The organism is Novosphingobium sp. (assembly GCF_032093395.1).
Taxonomy (GTDB): domain Bacteria; phylum Pseudomonadota; class Alphaproteobacteria; order Sphingomonadales; family Sphingomonadaceae; genus Novosphingobium.
In genome coordinates this window covers 1-15980 of record NZ_DAMDBA010000100.1, presented here as the reverse complement: position 1 = coordinate 15980, position 15980 = coordinate 1, and the positions used below count along the sequence as shown (strand labels likewise).

11 protein-coding genes and 1 pseudogene are annotated in these 15980 nt (G+C 61.2%); 8 read left to right on the top strand and 4 right to left on the bottom strand.

The window, feature by feature from the left end; translation table 11 throughout:
- The first annotated feature begins 243 nt into the window (after positions 1-243).
- From RT424_RS21775 to RT424_RS21765, 3 genes are all read left to right on the top strand, one after another.
- On the top strand, positions 244-519 hold the full coding sequence (locus RT424_RS21775) for an HU family DNA-binding protein (RefSeq protein ID WP_313442502.1): 276 nt from the start codon (positions 244-246) through the stop codon (positions 517-519).
- Positions 520-905: 386 nt separating this feature from the next.
- Positions 906-1259, top strand: a complete 354-nt coding sequence (locus tag RT424_RS21770) for a hypothetical protein (RefSeq protein WP_313442500.1) — start codon at positions 906-908, stop codon at positions 1257-1259.
- A gap of 446 nt (positions 1260-1705) precedes the next feature.
- The gene (locus RT424_RS21765) at positions 1706-3196 is read left to right on the top strand and encodes a carbohydrate porin (RefSeq protein ID WP_313442498.1); all 1491 of its coding nucleotides are present in this window, start codon (positions 1706-1708) and stop codon (positions 3194-3196) included.
- 75 nt (positions 3197-3271) lie between these two features.
- Here the strand turns inward: RT424_RS21765 and RT424_RS21760 are convergent, their stop codons facing one another.
- Complete coding sequence (locus RT424_RS21760; protein ID WP_313442496.1) at positions 3272-4912, bottom strand: FMN-binding glutamate synthase family protein; 1641 nt, start codon at positions 4910-4912, stop codon at positions 3272-3274.
- Entirely contained in the window at positions 4909-6618 is a 1710-nt protein-coding gene (locus RT424_RS21755) for a thiamine pyrophosphate-dependent enzyme (RefSeq protein WP_313442494.1), read from the bottom strand. Before RT424_RS21755 ends, RT424_RS21760 begins: the two co-directional genes overlap by 4 nt.
- 508 nt (positions 6619-7126) lie before the next feature.
- Between RT424_RS21755 and RT424_RS21750 the strand changes: the two genes are divergently transcribed.
- From RT424_RS21750 to RT424_RS21730, 5 genes are all read left to right on the top strand, one after another.
- Positions 7127-8302 carry an ROK family transcriptional regulator gene (locus RT424_RS21750; protein WP_313442492.1) on the top strand — a complete coding sequence of 392 codons (1176 nt, stop codon included), beginning with the start codon at positions 7127-7129 and terminating at the stop codon, positions 8300-8302.
- Positions 8303-8660: 358 nt separating this feature from the next.
- A complete protein-coding gene (locus tag RT424_RS21745) occupies positions 8661-11024 on the top strand; it encodes a TonB-dependent receptor (RefSeq protein ID WP_313442490.1) in 2364 nt (787 codons plus the stop codon).
- Positions 11025-11035: 11 nt separating this feature from the next.
- Positions 11036-12934, top strand: coding sequence for a sulfatase-like hydrolase/transferase (locus RT424_RS21740; RefSeq protein ID WP_313442488.1), 1899 nt, complete (start codon positions 11036-11038; stop codon positions 12932-12934).
- Positions 12931-13290: a hypothetical protein gene (locus RT424_RS21735; protein ID WP_313442486.1), complete on the top strand. Its 360-nt coding sequence runs from the start codon at positions 12931-12933 to the stop codon at positions 13288-13290. Before RT424_RS21740 ends, RT424_RS21735 begins: the two co-directional genes overlap by 4 nt.
- Before the next feature lie 26 nt (positions 13291-13316).
- Positions 13317-13847, top strand: a complete 531-nt coding sequence (locus RT424_RS21730; RefSeq protein ID WP_313442485.1) for a hypothetical protein — start codon at positions 13317-13319, stop codon at positions 13845-13847.
- Positions 13848-14399: 552 nt separating this feature from the next.
- Here RT424_RS21730 and RT424_RS21725 read toward each other — a convergent pair.
- Both RT424_RS21725 and RT424_RS21720 read right to left on the bottom strand, forming a co-directional pair.
- Positions 14400-15275, bottom strand: coding sequence for an ROK family protein (locus RT424_RS21725; protein WP_313442504.1), 876 nt, complete (start codon positions 15273-15275; stop codon positions 14400-14402).
- Between the two features lie 2 nt (positions 15276-15277).
- Positions 15278-15980 (bottom strand): annotated as a pseudogene (locus RT424_RS21720) (beta-galactosidase); the annotation flags it as partial.

Below are 15980 nucleotides of genomic sequence, written 5' to 3'. Positions count from 1 at the left end.
CTACGAAGGCGTCCAAATCAGCCGATGTTCTGCAATTTGCTATGGTTGCGGGGGCTGGATTTGGCCGATCCCGACATTCGCTTACTACGGCGATCTAGCCATCATGAGACGCAGTGAGACATGCACTGATGCAGAAAGCTCGGGTGAACTGTGCACAGGCGTTGGCGGGATGACATTGCTCACCCGTCTCGGCCGCTATAATTCTCCCAGCGTAATTCAGTCATCACAGCAGGAGAATACACAATGAACAATTCGGACCTCGCCGAAAAGCTGGCTGCTGAAGCCGGCATCACTAAGGCCGATGCGAAGAAGACGGTCGATGCGGTCTTCTTAGCGATTGCCGATGCGGCTGCTGCGGGCGAGGAAATTTCGCTGAATGGCTTTGGAAAGTTCAAAGTGAAGGACTCTCCGGCTCGCGAAGGTCGAAATCCTTCGACCGGCGAAACCATCCAGATCGCAGCGTCGAAGAAGCTTACGTTCGTCCCCGCCAAGGCCATCAAGGACAAGTTGAACGGCTAACGGCAGTGCTTTGCGAATGGGACGGCAGGTCAGCACCAACAGCTTGCCGTCCTATTCTATTTGCGTGCGACACTGCACCTTATTGTAAGTCTGTCTTGTAATCCTGAACGCCAATGAAGCCCCCGTTCGTGGTTCCGATTCCAATGCTGCAGAGCAGCCGTGCATTCACCATCGGGGAAGCCGGCGAACTGCGGCTTATGGCGGTTGTTTTGACCGCCCTACGACGTGTATTGCGAGAAACGAGCGATGTCCGCGATTGCCGCAATGTCGCGTGTTGGGGGAAGGTAGCCCTCCGCGCCGAACCGCAAGGGGGATATTCTATAATCCGGTACGCGGTCTTTCAGTTGGCAAGGTTTTCATCACTTAGAGGATAGGGATCGCCCCGCGTGCCGAAGCGCATGCACAACGCCATACTGCAACAGAGTCGTGAAGGCATCGACGGCGGATTTACCCGCAATCGAAATCGTATCGACCTCGCTCGTGCGGTCGCGGGAGGCCGCATGCCGTCCGGTCTCGACATAGAGAGCGCCGCCAAGATCCTCCAAGTAGAAATCGACCTCACGGCGGCCAACGCGATCTGCTCGCCCGTGAACTTCGACTTCATGCAAAATCTCCAGCTACACTCAGCTTCGATTTTGCCAGATTCCTTTCATTTCTGCTGGAGCATTTTCCGGGACAGGGTCACAGGCGGGACGTGGCGGGACGCGAGACCGCGTTGCAGAATTGTCAAAAGTATTTGATATGATTTGGAAAGTAGTCGTTGGAGGATGTCCCCGGACGAGACGGACATTCGAACGTGTAGGGCTTTGGTTGCGGGGGAAGTATATAAAAATTTAGCGTAAAAATAGTGTTTTATAAAGCTTTTATTTCAACCCTGTCCGCAGCCGCCCCCAAAAATTTCTCCACAATGTACGAGCCGCGCCGAAACGTGCCTTTTCGGCGCCGGCCTGCTCGCCCGATACAATGATAGAGTTCAACAGACTACACTCCTTATTGGAAGCCCGAGACATTCGATTACGCATATTGTTCGCTCACTCGGCTTTGATCAAAACGGTGCCTTCATTATCGATGCGTCCAGACAAACTTCAGCAATACCTGGTCGCACAACAGTATTGCGCAGCCGCCTATCGCACTGGCGATGAGGCCACGCCGGAGCGGTGTGCGCCCCCGGAAGAGGAACAGGCGAATGCGCGGGGTCTTTGAGTGGTTTCACTTCAGGGAACTGTGTCTGTTCATGCCCTTATCGACTTTGCGTAGTTTGCTCTCGCTATCGTGTGCTCTTTCCATCTTTCCAGTCCCCGAGGCCGCCCTCGCCCAGGAAGACGCCGAGACAGATCGATCGCCAGGCCTGCAAGGGCAATCGCCGGAAGCGCCGCCGCCCTCGGCCAGGGCGCCATCGATCGATACCAAGGCTGCCACCTCAAACGGCGATAACGACGACCGGTCAAGGGCGCGTCGCGAGGCGGCGAAGTTCATGGAGTTCGATAAGCTCAGAACGCAAGGCCAGACGACTGACTTTCCCGGTGTCGGCCAGACACTGACCAAGGATGCTGGGGGCGTCCGTTCCTGGCTCTACGATAACGATCTTTATTTTCGCGGCGTCAGTTCGAACACCCTGACCCGAGATGTCTCCGGGAACGGGCTCGCCGATGGTGCGCAAAGCTACACCGGGCAAAAATTGACCTTCACCCAGAGCAATGAGTTGCGCCTGAGCTGGAAAGTCGGTGGAACAGGCGAGGACATCACCCAGATCAATGTTGGCGGACTTTTCAGCATCGCTAATTGGCGACAACTGGGGCCTTCGGGAGCCCGTTTCTCCAACCTCACGGTGTTCAGCAGTTTCCTCGATCGCACTATCGAAGTGAAGGCGGGATACAACCAGAACCTCTCCGATTTCGTAGGGATTTTCGCTGGCGGTAATCCCATTCTCGCCAGCGGCGTCGCTGGGTCGATCCCGTTGTCGACGGGCATGAGTGGCGGCACCGCCCTGGCACCCAGCTTCAATGTGCAGGTCAACGCGAAAGGCGGTTGGTACTCCAAGTCGGCGATCCAGCGCAGCATCCTGCCACAGGGCATGTCCGCCGATGCCGCCAGCGCCGGGGCTGGCCTTAAGTTCACTCGCCCCGGCGCCAAGGCGCTATTCATTCAGGAAGTCGGCCTGCGGCGTCCATCCTCATCCGACAGCCGCCAGATTTGGCTGCGAGCCGGCGCAAGCTACAACACCACGCTTTATGACCGCCTCGATGGTGCCGGGCAGGAGCGGAACTGGTCGGCCTATGCCCTGGCGGATTATCAAGTGTACCAGCCCGATAAAGCCATGGCCTACAAGGGCATCTACCTTGGCGCCTCGGCACTATTCGCGAAAGATACGGTCAACGTTTACAAGCGCAGTCTGGAAGCGCGGGTCTATGCGCTGGGCCTGGTCCCCGGACGGCCGCTCGATCAGGTCACGGTCACCGTCGGCCTGAACAGCTTCAGTCGTACCGGCGCCCAGGCTGTCGAGCAGGCTGGCGGCATTGCCCATAAAAGCCAGTTTTCGCTCGGCGCACTTTACGCCTTCCACGCTTTTGACGGCCTGTTCCTATCGCCGTCGATCAACTACATCCGCAACCCCAGTTTCGTGGGCGACTTCAAACCCGCGCTTAATTTGGGCTTATCCGCGACCGTTTTGTTCTGATATTGCCGCAGCGTCTCGCATCCAGAGTTCCTGGCGTTCTGCATAAGGCCCAGCTCCCGCTGGTGTGTTCAATGATTACGGAACGCGTCGCTGGAACGTGGTTGCATCCGCCTGCGCCCACCACCGAGCTATGCGGGGATCGCGTACACCGGACAGGAGTTCGCTCGGCTCGACGAAAGGATAGAGTTCATCGATCGAGCGCATTTCCACCGCGCTGATCCGCTGCCGCAGTCCATCCGGAGTGAACTCGTCGGGCGATTGCAGTCCGCAGGCGACCACGATGTCGTGCAGAGCGTCAAGGGTCGATCGCTGGAACCGGGCCACCCGCTCCGCCTTTTCCGGAATGACGAGCGCACGTTGGCGCGCCGGGGATTGCGTTGCCACACCCGTTGGGCACGTGTCGGTGTGACAGCGCATCGACTGCACGCAGCCGAGCGAGAACATGAAAGCGCGTGCGGCATTGCACCAGTCCGCGCCGAGGGCGGCATTCATCGCGATGTTTGCACCTGAGCTGATCTTGCCGGAAGCAGCCAGCTTCACGTGGCCTTTCAGGTTCGCGCCCACCAGCGCATTGCGCGCCAGGATCAGGCCTTCGCGCAGCGGCATGCCTACGCGATCGGACAACTCGGTCGGGGCCGCGCCCGTGCCGCCTTCGGCACCGTCGATGACGATGAAGTCGATGAGGATGCCCGTCTCAAGCATGGCCTTCACTACGGAGAAGAGTTCGTGCGGGTAGCCTACGCACAGCTTGATGCCCACAGGCTTCCCGCCGGACGCATCGCGCATTCTTGCAGCGAATTCGACAAGCTCGATGGGGGTGGAAAACGCTGTATGCCAGGGCGGTGACAGGCAGTCCTCCCCTTCCGGGACATCGCGCGTCTGCGCGATCTCCCGCGTCACCTTTGGGCCGGGCAGAAGCCCGCCGTGACCAGGCTTGGCACCCTGGCTCAGCTTGATCTCGGTCATCTTCACGGCATCGTGAGCCGCCCGCTCCGCGAAGCGCGCAGGATCGAAGCGGCCGTCCTTGTCACGACAGCCGAAGTAGCCCGAACCGATCTCCCAAACGATGTCGCCGCCATGCTTCAGATGATAGGCCGAGAGGCCGCCTTCCCCGGTGTCATGATAGAAGCCGCCCATGCGGGCACCAAGGTTCAACGCCTCTATGGCGTTCGCGCCGAGCGCTCCGAAACTCATCGCGGATATATTGAGACGGGCCGCCTCATAGGGCCGGGAACATTGGGTCGTTCCCACATGTACCCGCGTCTCTTTTGGTGCGTCGCGCGAAGGGGCGATGCTGTGCGCCAGCCATTCGTACTCGTCGGAATAGACATCCAGCTCTGTTCCGAAAGGATGAGCCGAGACATCGCCCTTGGCGCGTGCGTAGACCAAGGCGCGCTCGTCATGGCTGAAGGGCCGACCGTCCAGGTCGCTTTCTACGATGTAGGCTCGAAGGAACGGTCGCAGCCATTCGAAGAACCAGCGAAAACGTGCGGATGCCGGATAATTGCGACGTAGCGAATGCTCAGTCTGGAACAGATCGATCAGTGACAACATAAAAACCGGCAGGATGATTACGAGGGCCCAAAAGGCATTGGGATAACGCCTTCCCGCGACCAGCGCCGCCAAAGTTCCGACCAGCCCTGACAGTAGGACCAGATTGCGAGAGAGCGCGTGGTCGCGGGTGAGCGCGGCAACCAGCCCGGGACGCCCGCTCATGGCAGCAGGTTACGGATAAGGCCTGCTACATCTGCAGCGCGGCCACCCAGCACCGCCTTCGCCGAATAGAGCGCCATGCCGGCAACCTGTCCTGCTTCGATCTTGGGCGGCATGACAAGCTCGAACCGGTCGGTCACGACGTCAAGCAAGGCCGGACCAGGTGTCGCCAGCCAATCACGCACCGCGCCTTCGAGGTCTTCGGCCTGCTCCACCCGGCGCCCCCAGAACCCGACCGCTTCGGCCACGCGGCCGAAATCGGGGTTGAGCAGATCCGTATAGGTATCCAGCAGACCTTCGACCTTCTGTTCGATCTCCACGAAATCGAGCGCGCTGTTGTTGAACACCGCCACTTTGATCGGCAGCTTCTCCTGAACTGCCGTCAGCAAATCGCCGAGCAGCATGGCAAGGCCGCCATCTCCCGACAACGAGATCACCGTCCGGTCCGGAAAGGCGGCCTTGGCGCCAAGCGCCTGCGGCATCGCGTTAGCCATCGTGCCATGGCTGAGGCTGACCACGGTTCGGTTGCGCCCGGTCGCGGCCACATGACGCAAAGACCAAACCATCGGCGATCCGCCATCCGCGGTGTAGATGGCGTCGTCAGGCGCTGCGCGGGATATCACTTCGGTAAGGTACTGCGGGTGGATCGCGCCGCCCTTGCCGACCGTGGCGCGCTTGGCCTGCTTTTCCTGCATCTTCGTGCGTCGCTCCAGACACTCATCCAGGAAGGCCCGGTCCGAACGCGCGGCGACATGCGGCAGCAGCGCGCGCAGAGTGGCCTGGATATCGCCCACCACACCGAGATCGACCGGATGCCTGCGTCCCAAATGCGTACCATCCAGATCGACCTGGATGATCTTCGCCTTAGCCGGATAGAACTGTCGCCACGCGAAATCGCAACCCAGAAGCAGCAGCGTGTCGCAATCCATGAGGGCGTGATAGCCGGCCTCGCCACCGAATATCCCGGTCATGCCGACATCGTAGGGATTGTCGTACTCCAGAAAGTCCTTGGCGCGCGAGGTATGCGCGACAGGAGCCTGAAGCGCCTGTGCCAGCGCCACGACTTCGTCATGGGCCTTCTCGCAACCCGAGCCACCGTAGATGGCGACCTTGCGCCCGTCGTTCAGCAAGTGCGCGATCCGCTCCAGTTCGACGTGAGAGGGGCACACCACGGGATCGGCGCGGTGAACGGCAAAGGGTGGCTCTTCAGGAGCTTTCGCACTCGAAACATCCGCTGGGACGATCAGCACTGCGACGCCGCGCTTCGACAATGCCGCCTGCGCCGCCATGGCTGTTTTGCGGCGGGCCTGTTCTGGCGTGCGGATTTCCTCGCAGAAGACCGAGCAGCTTTGGTAGATCGCTTTGAAATCCACCTCTTGCGGGAAATCGAAACCGAGTTCGTCACGTACGATCTGGCTGGCGATCAGTACCACCGGAGCGCGATTGCGGTGGGATTCGAACAGGCCGTTGATGAAGTGGAGGCTGCCCGGCCCGCATGAACCCGCACAAAGCGCCAGTTCTCCGGTAAGCAGCGCGTCTGCCCCGGCAGCGAACCCACCAGCTTCCTCATGGCGCACATGGACCCATCGTATGCCGCTTTGCCGGATCGCGTCGGTAACATGGTTTAAAGTATCGCCGGGCACCCCGTAGCAACGGGAAGCCCCCGCAGCCGCCAGGGTTTCGACGATCACTTGCGCAACGGTGGTCATAATTGTTTCTCATGCTGGAAGTCACATAAGAAAGCGACGGGGGTGGAGCCTGTTCCCCATGTCACCACGCTCCCTCGGGCGATCGTGTGAACACCTGAGCGCGGCCAGAAGACGCTTCAAAGTATGCACTCTTCGTAAAAAATCGCGATCCCCTAGAAGAAGTCCGCATAAGCATATGATTTTTAGACATTTAGATAAGTCTGGCGCTGAATGACCGTGAAGGGTCGGTTTTACCGCGGCCAAACCGTATCGTGGGACGAAGCTGGCGTTCGCGCGCAGACTGAGTAGCGGCGGGGGGCGGTGCCAACATGCTGGGAACGCCACAGCTTTAGTCCGTCCGACGGGGCGGTGGCTTGTGGGGAAGGCTCTTTGCCCCGCAAGCTCGCCATGCGATCGGTTGTCAAGCAAGACACGCTGGATCTGGATCAAACTGCCGGAAATTTGACATCCGTCCCCTTCAGGGTTCATTCCCGCGGACCGTCAGCCATCTGCCGAATGGTTCCCATCTTTGCGCAAGAATTTAGACGATCTAACTCGCCTGCGGCTGCTCAAGCTGATCCGCCGCCAAAGCGGCATTTCGCGAACCGAGCTTGCGGAGCGGGCCGGCCTGACGAAAAGCACGGTCACCGCCATCGTCGGCGACATGATCGAGACGGGCCTGATCTGCGAAAATGTCGTTCCGGCAATTGGTCGCGGCCGCCCTCGGATCAGCTTAGCCATTGCTGAAGATCGTGGCCACGCTGTCACGCTCTTTCCCATCTCGGATGGCGCGGCTTCCATCGATATCGTAAACCTTCAAGGTGAGCGGCTGTTCTCGTGCATTTCGGCGCTGGGCGACCTTACCGACCTTGTCAGCTTGCCCGCGCGGCTGACCGGTTGCATCGAGGCTGCGGTTGCGGCGTCGAAGCTCGACCGCACATCGATCGGCGGGGTTGGAGTGGTCATTCCGGGCCATGTAGATCGCCATGGAGGCGTTATCCACTGGCTGCCACCGGCCGCGCCCCACGCTCCGATACCCCTGGGACGCGAACTGTCGAAGTTGCTTGGCCTGCCCGTCACTCTCGAAAACCGCGCCAGCATTCTCGCCCGGGCAGCACACTGGTTCGGTGAGGATGGCGGCCAGGACGACTTTACCCTCATTGCGCTCATGGAGCTTGGAATGGGCGCCGCCCGTTATGCCGGAGGAACGCTTCAAAGCGGTTTTCACGGGATGAACAGCGAGTTCGGCCACGTCAAAGTGGCCTTCGAAGGCGGACGAGCCTGTCACTGCGGAGGGACGGGATGCCTCGTCACATATGCCAGTGCAATCGGCATCGTGACGTCCACAGGCCTCACAGGCGACCTTCCCCGCGATGCCGCCGCCTTCTCCGCTTCGTTCGAGCGGACGGTGGAGGATGCGCTACGGGGAGAGCCGGCAGCAGTAGCCGCATTCGACCTCGCCGGAAGAGCGCTCGGCACCGCCATCGCCAGCCACGTCAACGAGCAGGATCCAGGCCGTGTGGTCGTCCAGACCCTGCATCCACGGCACGGTCTGCTCATGGAGCCTGCCTTGCACAAAACCGTCGCCTCGCAGGTCTTGCCGTCACTGTTAGAACGGACAAGCATTCGACTGCAGCCGATTGACGAGGACGATATCTGGAAGGGATCGGCTAGCCTGGCGCTCGAACGGATCTACACCGGTTGAGCCAGAAGCTGGGTTTTCTCCTCTCGATAGATTTAGTTCATTGACCGAATTATATCCACCGAATAGGTTGAGAATGTAGGGGCGGCCTGCACGCGCTCGTTTGACGAGCGCCGATATCCAGAGCCACCCAGCATCCGAGGCGACCACGCCAGGACTGCGCCAAACGTCATCACAGGAGGGAAAATGGGGCAATTCGCTCCTTGGAGACGGCTGTCGGCCGCATTCAATTGAACATTTGATCGCCGCCGCTCCGCCTTGAGCTTCGGGCGGGGCTTCTTCGGCATCTGTCGCCTCGCGAAACTTTGGTGTCGCGAAGAGCGAAGCTTTGCCCGATCCAGACAGATAAAGGATTTTCAGCGTGGAATACCGTTGCAGGCTTTCAAGGCGCCGTATCACTGCCATTTCGCTCTTCCTCGGTTCAGCGCTATGCGCGGTCGGCGCGCAGGCGCAATCGCGCGAAGAGATTCCGGGCGAGATCGTCGTAACCTCGCAGAAGCGGACCGAACGTTTGCAGGACGTGCCGCTCGCGGTCACTGCCCTGTCGGGTGACACCCTGGCTTCACGCCAGATCAACGATACCAATGCCCTCGCCAACGCGATCCCGTCGTTGACCTATACCCAGAACAACAACGTCTCCAATTCCACTTTTCGGATCCGCGGTATCGGCACCTCGCTGTTCAACCAGGGATCCGAATCCTCCGTGTCGACCGTAGTCGACGGCGTGGTCCTCGCGCGGCAGGCGCAGGGCTTCGTAGACCTCGCCGATATCGAACGCGTCGAGGTCCTGCGAGGGCCGCAAGGCACCCTGTTCGGTAAGAATGCCACGGGCGGTGTGATCAGCGTGGTCACGGCAAGGCCTACCCACGAGTGGACGGGCCGCGCCGAGGCGACCATCGCCGAGCAGGACGAGTACCGCGTGAAAGGCACCGTTTCCGGCCCGCTTTCGGACACGCTCCGGGCCCGGCTGGGCGGTTTCTACAACGATGTCGGCGGCCAAATCGACAACGTGGCAACCGGCAAGGACAAGAACGGCTTCAGGAGCTGGGGTCTGCGCGGCAAGCTCGACTGGGACGCCGCGGAACGGCTCAACCTGCTATTGACCGCCGACTACCGCAAGACCGATGCCGATTGCTGCCAGCCGCAGTACCTCCAGGTCGCCACCCCGCTGCTCGCCTCGCTGATCGCGCCGGTCGTGGCCGGGCGACACAACCGCCAGGTCAACATTGATACGCCGTCCTTCAATGACACCCGGCAATGGATCGTCTCGCTCGAAGGCAATCTGGAACTTGGCGATCATACCCTGACATCCGTGACGGCCTGGCAGAAGTTCGACTTCGACAACAACGTGGATGTCGACGGCCTTCCCTACGACGGGCCGCTGCTGTTGCCCTATGGTCAGAGCAAATACCTCCTCAACGGCGGTCCAGCCGGTGTGCGCCAGTTCACGCAGGAACTGCGCCTAACCTCACCCGAGCATCGCCCACTGACCTATGTGCTGGGCCTCTACTACCTCGACCTCGACCTGAGCCGCGGCTTCCGTCGCCGCCTTCAGTCCTGCGCCGGGGGCACGACGACGGTCGGCGCCATATGCCCGAACGTCACCAATCTCTCGACCTGGCACGAGGCTTCCGGAGAGACCCGGCAGTGGGCCGCATTCGGTCAGGCGGAATGGAACGTTATCGACCGTCTCTCGCTCATCGGCGGGTGGCGTCTCCAGCGTGAAACCGTGCGCTATGCGGGCAACCGGCCCGGAACGGCGCTGGTCAGCGGCGACACCCCGCTCCTGGCCGCCTCGATCGGCGATGGATCCACTGCGGATACCGACCTGTCCGGCAAAATCGGCCTGCAGTATCGCTTCTCTCCAAATGCACAGGCCTACGTAACCTGGACGCGCGGCTACAAGGGCGCCGCCTATGATCTTGAGGTGAGCGCCGACTTCGCGAACCAACGCGCGGTTCGCCCCGAAACGGTCAAGGCATGGGAGGCGGGCGTCAAGCTCGACCTGCTCGATCGTCTGCTGACCGTGAACACGGCGCTCTTCTACGCCGATTACACGGATCTCCAGGTTCAGGCTGCCCAAACCGATCCCGTCACCAACACCACGAGCTTCGTGCCGACCAATGCAGGCAGCGCCAGGACCAAGGGCGTCGAGATCGAGTTCACGGCTCGTCCCGCGCGCGGCCTGACGGTCAGCGGCGGTGGAACCTATCTCGACGCCAGCGTCGATGTCGACGGCCTCAGTTGTCCGCTATACGATCAGGGGGCCGCAGCGGTTCGTGCCGACCGCCCCGTCAACCAGTGCTATCGCACGGCCGCAGGGGCCACCCCGCTGCTTAACGTACGCGACGGACGCATTCCCAATTCGCCCAAGTGGCGCGGCACGGCCACCCTACGCTATGAGAGCGACATCGCCGGGACTGAATTCGCCGCCTTCGGCCAGCTCTCGGGCAATGCCCAGTCCAGGATCCAGTTCGCCCTTGAGCAGGACCGCGACCTTGTGCAAGGCGCTTATGCCACCTTCGACCTCAGCCTCGGCCTGCGACGTCAGGACGGCCGCTTCGGCGTGACACTGTTCGCGCGCAACCTGACGAACCAGCACTTCGTCAACGGCATGGGCCGCGCCTCGGTCCTGACCAATGCCGCCAATCCGTACAATCTGACCGGCTTCATTCCGAAGGACGCCGACCGCTACTTCGGCGCGACCTTCACGTTCAGCTACTGAGGACCAAGGGCATGACCCGCATTTCCCGCAGAAACCTCCTTTCCTCCGGCGCGGCAGCGGCCGCCACCGGACTTGCCGCGAAAGTGCAGGCGATCCCCGCCGATCGCGCGCGGCCCAATATTCTCTGGCTCGTCAGCGAGGACAACAATCCTTTCATCGGCGCTTACGGCGACAACCTTGCCCATACGCCGACCCTCGATCGGATGGCGCAGGAGGGCGTGCTTTACCGCAACGTCTATTCCAACGCGCCGGTATGTGCCCCTTCCCGGTTCGGCATCATTACCGGCGTCCACCCTGAAAGTGCGGGTCCCGCCCACAACATGCGGGCCTTGGCAAAGCTTCCGCCGCTGCTCGCCGGTTTTCCGGAGTATCTGCGGGCCGAGGGATATTACTGCACCAATAACGCGAAGACGGACTACAACTCTGACCTCGATCCTGCGCGGATCTGGAATGCCTCCAGCAAGGACGCGCATTGGCGGAATCGGCCCGGCGATGCCCCTTTCTTCGCGGTGTTCAACACCGAAACCACGCATGAATCGAGTATCTTCCAGCCGCTAGACGGCCGGGTGAAGCCTCAGGACATCCATCTGCCCGCCTATCTCCCGGACACCCCCGGCATCCGGCAGGACTTCGCAACCTACTATAACCGAATGGAGGCGATGGACGGAGAGATCGCAGCCCGGCTCGCGGAACTCGACGCGGGGGGCCTCGCGGAAGATACGATCGTCTTCTACTACTCCGACAATGGCGGCGTCCTGCCGCGCAGCAAGCGCTACTGCTACGATGAAGGCCTGCGCTGCGCCATGATAGTGCGCTTTCCGGAAAAATGGCGCCATCTCGCTCCCGGTGCGCCGGGCCGCGAGGTACGCGCGCCGGTGACGTTCATCGACCTTCCCCCCACGGTTCTGTCGCTTGCCGGGATCGCCAAGCCCGCGCACATGCAGGGGTCGGCCTTCCTCGGCCCCTATGCGGCCAAGCCCAAGCGGTATGCCTTCGGTATGCGCAACCGCATGGATGAGCGCTACGACATGTCACGCACCGTCACGGACGGTCGTTATCGCTACATCCGCAATTATTCGCCGCACCGTCCCTGGGGACAGCACGGCCAGTTCCAATGGGTCGCCAAGGGCTACCAGGATTGGGAGGCGGCGTATCTTGCGGGCACGCTGAACCCGGTTCAGGAACTCTACTGGCAGCACAAGCCGTTCGAGCAATTCTTCGATCTCGAGAGCGATCGCGACCAAGTCGCGAACCTCATCGATGCGCCGGCGCATCACGCCAGGATCGAGGAGATGCGCCGCGCTCTGGACACGCACATGGTCGAAGTGAACGACAACGGCTTCATACCTGAGGGCGCAGAGCCGGAAGGATACCTGCAAAGTCGTCAGCCAGGTGCCTACCCCCTCCCCCGGATCATGGAGGTGGCGGCTTTGGCCGCGAAAGGCGATCCTGCCAATCTTGAGGCCCTGCAAGCGCAGCTGAAGGACGAAAACGCCATTGTTCGATACTGGGCGGCGCAAGGCCTGTTGATCCTCGGTCAAGCCGCTCGCCCCGCCCAGGCAGACGTCATCCAGCGGATGGATTCCGATCCTTCCGATCATGTACGCGTTGCGCTTGCCGAACTTGCGGCCGGGTTCACTGGCGAGCATGCGCCGGTTCAGCTCTTGGGCAGGCTTCTCGCGGAACATCCAAACCCGCGCGTCCGCCTCCAGGCGATCAACGCACTCACCTACCTGGGACCGAAGGCGAGCCTCGTCCGGCCCGCGATCGATGATGCGGCGGCGCAGGATGACGAGTACCTCAAGGCTTCAGGGCGATATCTTCAATTCGTTCTCGACGGAACCTACACGCCGGCATCGCCGGTGCTTGATATCAATGCCTTTATGAAGCGCATGCAATCAGCACGATGAGTGATAAGATTGGGCGGCTGGGCAGCACTGCCGCGCCGCCCAATGCGGAAACTCTTGCTGATTTCGACGCGGAAGCTGATTTAATTCGGAGCGGAAGGTTCGCCTTCTGGTTCCCCCGCCTGCAGCTGAAGTCAAGACCAGCGCCGCCGACAGAGCGGCCGTTCATCACCTCACGTTGCCGTCCTGAAAGCCGCCCTTCGTTCACCGAAATGAAGGTGATTCTGAACAGCCAGAGATGGGATATAGCCGTCATTCCCATTCCGCAAAGTGAACGGCAGTTCTTGCCACGAGCTGCCATTAGGCGGCAGTCCCGAAAACGATCGATTTGCGAGAATGCGGTCAACCGCTTGCGCTAGGCAGGTCCGGGCTTATGACGTATTGCATGAACAGCACACACCCGCCGCTCGGATTGGCACTCGATCTTTCCGCCACTGGATTGCTTGCCGGTGCCGTGGTGCATCTTGCCGCGTGGTTGGGCGGTCCGCAATGGATGGCTGCATTAGGGGCTCCACCATCGATTGTTGCTTCCGCTGCCATCGGAAGCTGGCCCGCGCTGCTCGGCACGCTCGCTATCGCGGCATTGCTCGTCGGCATGGCATTGTCGTGCTTCTTGGTGGCTCGCCGGAGGACCAGACTAATTTTCCTCCGGGGCACACTCGGAATTTTTGCAGTCATCCTTCTGGCGCGGGGATTGCTGGTCGTGCCGTTCATCTTTGCCGGTCAACGAAAATGGCGCACGCCAGCCGGTAAGATCATCGTCACCGGCGATTGGTTCGCAGCGGGATCGCTTGTCGTTCTCGCGATCGGGGCGCTGATCTGTCTCGGGCTTTATCAGACACGATCAGAACGTCGATCGCTGAACATCGTCGCGGCACTTCCCCGCCGAACACGGGCTCGCCACGACACCGAATAATGCTGACGTTCCACCTTCCCGATTATGAGGTTACAACGGGACAGCAAGCGCAAGACCGTCGGCACAGTAGCGGCAATCGGATCGCGTTCCCAAAACCTGTTCCCGATTGTTTCTCCCGAAACTTCCCTTGAGATAGGAAAGCGGGACTGCTGCGGTTTGCCTAAATCGCAGATTTCAGAATTCTGAGGTGACGTGTTGAGCCGCCGAATTTTTGGCAGTCCCGATCAGCAGGTGCCGGCGCGAGCCGACATTCCCAACATCGCTGCGGAACGACGCATTCTGGTCGCGACCCGCCGTAAGCGCCCTGCCCAGCTTGCCTCAAGATTCCGCCGACTAAGCGGACGTAGACCACCTTATCTCGGTTCACTGACAGCTGCCTTCGGGTCAACAAATTGCGGATGCACCTGAACGACGTGGCACGAACAAAGCGGTCGATGGGGAACTACCGCCTAATGCTGCCTTTTGCATCTAATGCGCCAATCAATGTTCCCTGCCGCAGCCTCTGAAACCGTACACCCTACCGCGCTAATGTATCCTAGTTCTAACCAAGTCTTAACTTGCAATCAGGTACGATCCGACAAGACCGGGCGGCTCCAGCGAACGAGGCAGGAGAAGTGCCTCGTTCGCCTTCGCCACGTCCCACTGGACGCAATATCCGTTCAGGAACCGCAAAGCGGCGGCGCGAACCATGTCGAGCAGGAACGGCCTGCTCATCACTCCGCCACCAAGCACAATGCGCTGCGGGGCCACGGTCAGGATAAGGGTAACGCAGAGCTGGGCCAGATAGTCGGCTTGTGCCTCCCAGGCAGGATGGTCTTCGGGAATGTGGCTGGCAGTCGTGCCCCAGGCGGCCTGAAGCGCAGGTCCGCTCGCCAATCCTTCGAGGCAATCTCCGTGATAGGGGCAGACGCCTGCGAAATCCTCATGGACGGGATGACGCCTCACGGCAATATGGCCACATTCGGGATGGCCAAGGCCGCGTACGGTATTGCCCTGCACGACGATACCCGCGCCGATCCCGGTTCCCACCGTTACATAGGCGAGACTGTCGACGTCATGCGCGTGCATCTCTGCCAGCGCCGCAGCATTGACATCGGTATCGATGCTCACCGAAACGCCGTATCGCTCGCCCAGCCGCGAGGGCATATCGGTGCCTTGCCAGCCCGCCTTCGGAGTCGCGAGAATGTGCCCGTAACGCGGCGATGTCCGATCGAGTTCGAGCGGCCCGAAAGAGCCGATACCGATGGCCGCAATCGGGCCGAACGCGGCTATGGCTTCGTCCAGGAACGCCTCCACGTCGGACAATGTAGCTTCGGGATCGCGGGTCGGAATCGTCACCGTCCGTAGCGATCCTTCGCTGGAGCCGATGCCGCAAACGAACTTGGTGCCGCCGGCCTCGATCGCGGCGAACAGCGGGCCGTTGGACATGCTCACTGCACTACCGTTGCCTGCGCGGGACGTGCGCCGTCGTTTTCAAGGCCACCATTTACAAATGGTGTGAGGCGGAACTTGAACCGCAGCGGTGCAACGGGGACGCGGTACTGCGGCAGCGGCCGACCGACCTCATTCCATGTCGTGTCTCCGCCCACGCCCGACTGGATTCCATCGACCATCAGCGAACCGGTTTCCTGCGGCAAGATATCGGTGCTCTTGCGCGTACCGGGCGCGCGGCGGGACAGGTCGGCATAAGGGAACGCCAGCGCGTTCATCGTCAACGGCTGATCCCCCGCGATGCGCAAGGATGGGCCGTGGATGGGCGAGAGCGACATCCAGCGCACATCGGTCTTGGTGCCGGTTTCCTGCGGGCGCTGGTAATCGTGGTTCTGGTCGGCAAGCGCCCCGCGCCAGAGTGCGATCATCGCGCTGGTCTTGCGGTCGGCGTAGCTTTCATGCGGGCCGCGTCCATACCACTCGACGGTCTTAAAGCCGCCCACGGTGGCGAAGGCAAATCCGATCCGCAGCGGGTCCGGCAAGTCGGTGGTTACCGGTGTGAACGCGCCTTCCACCTCGACGCTGCCGTCGCCCGCCATGCGGTAATGCGTCTCGAAGCGGACGGCCTCGCCTTTCCCCGCCCCACCCTTCCCGGTTTCATCGGCGAAGGCATAACGCACTGTCACTTCCGCGCCGGTGGCT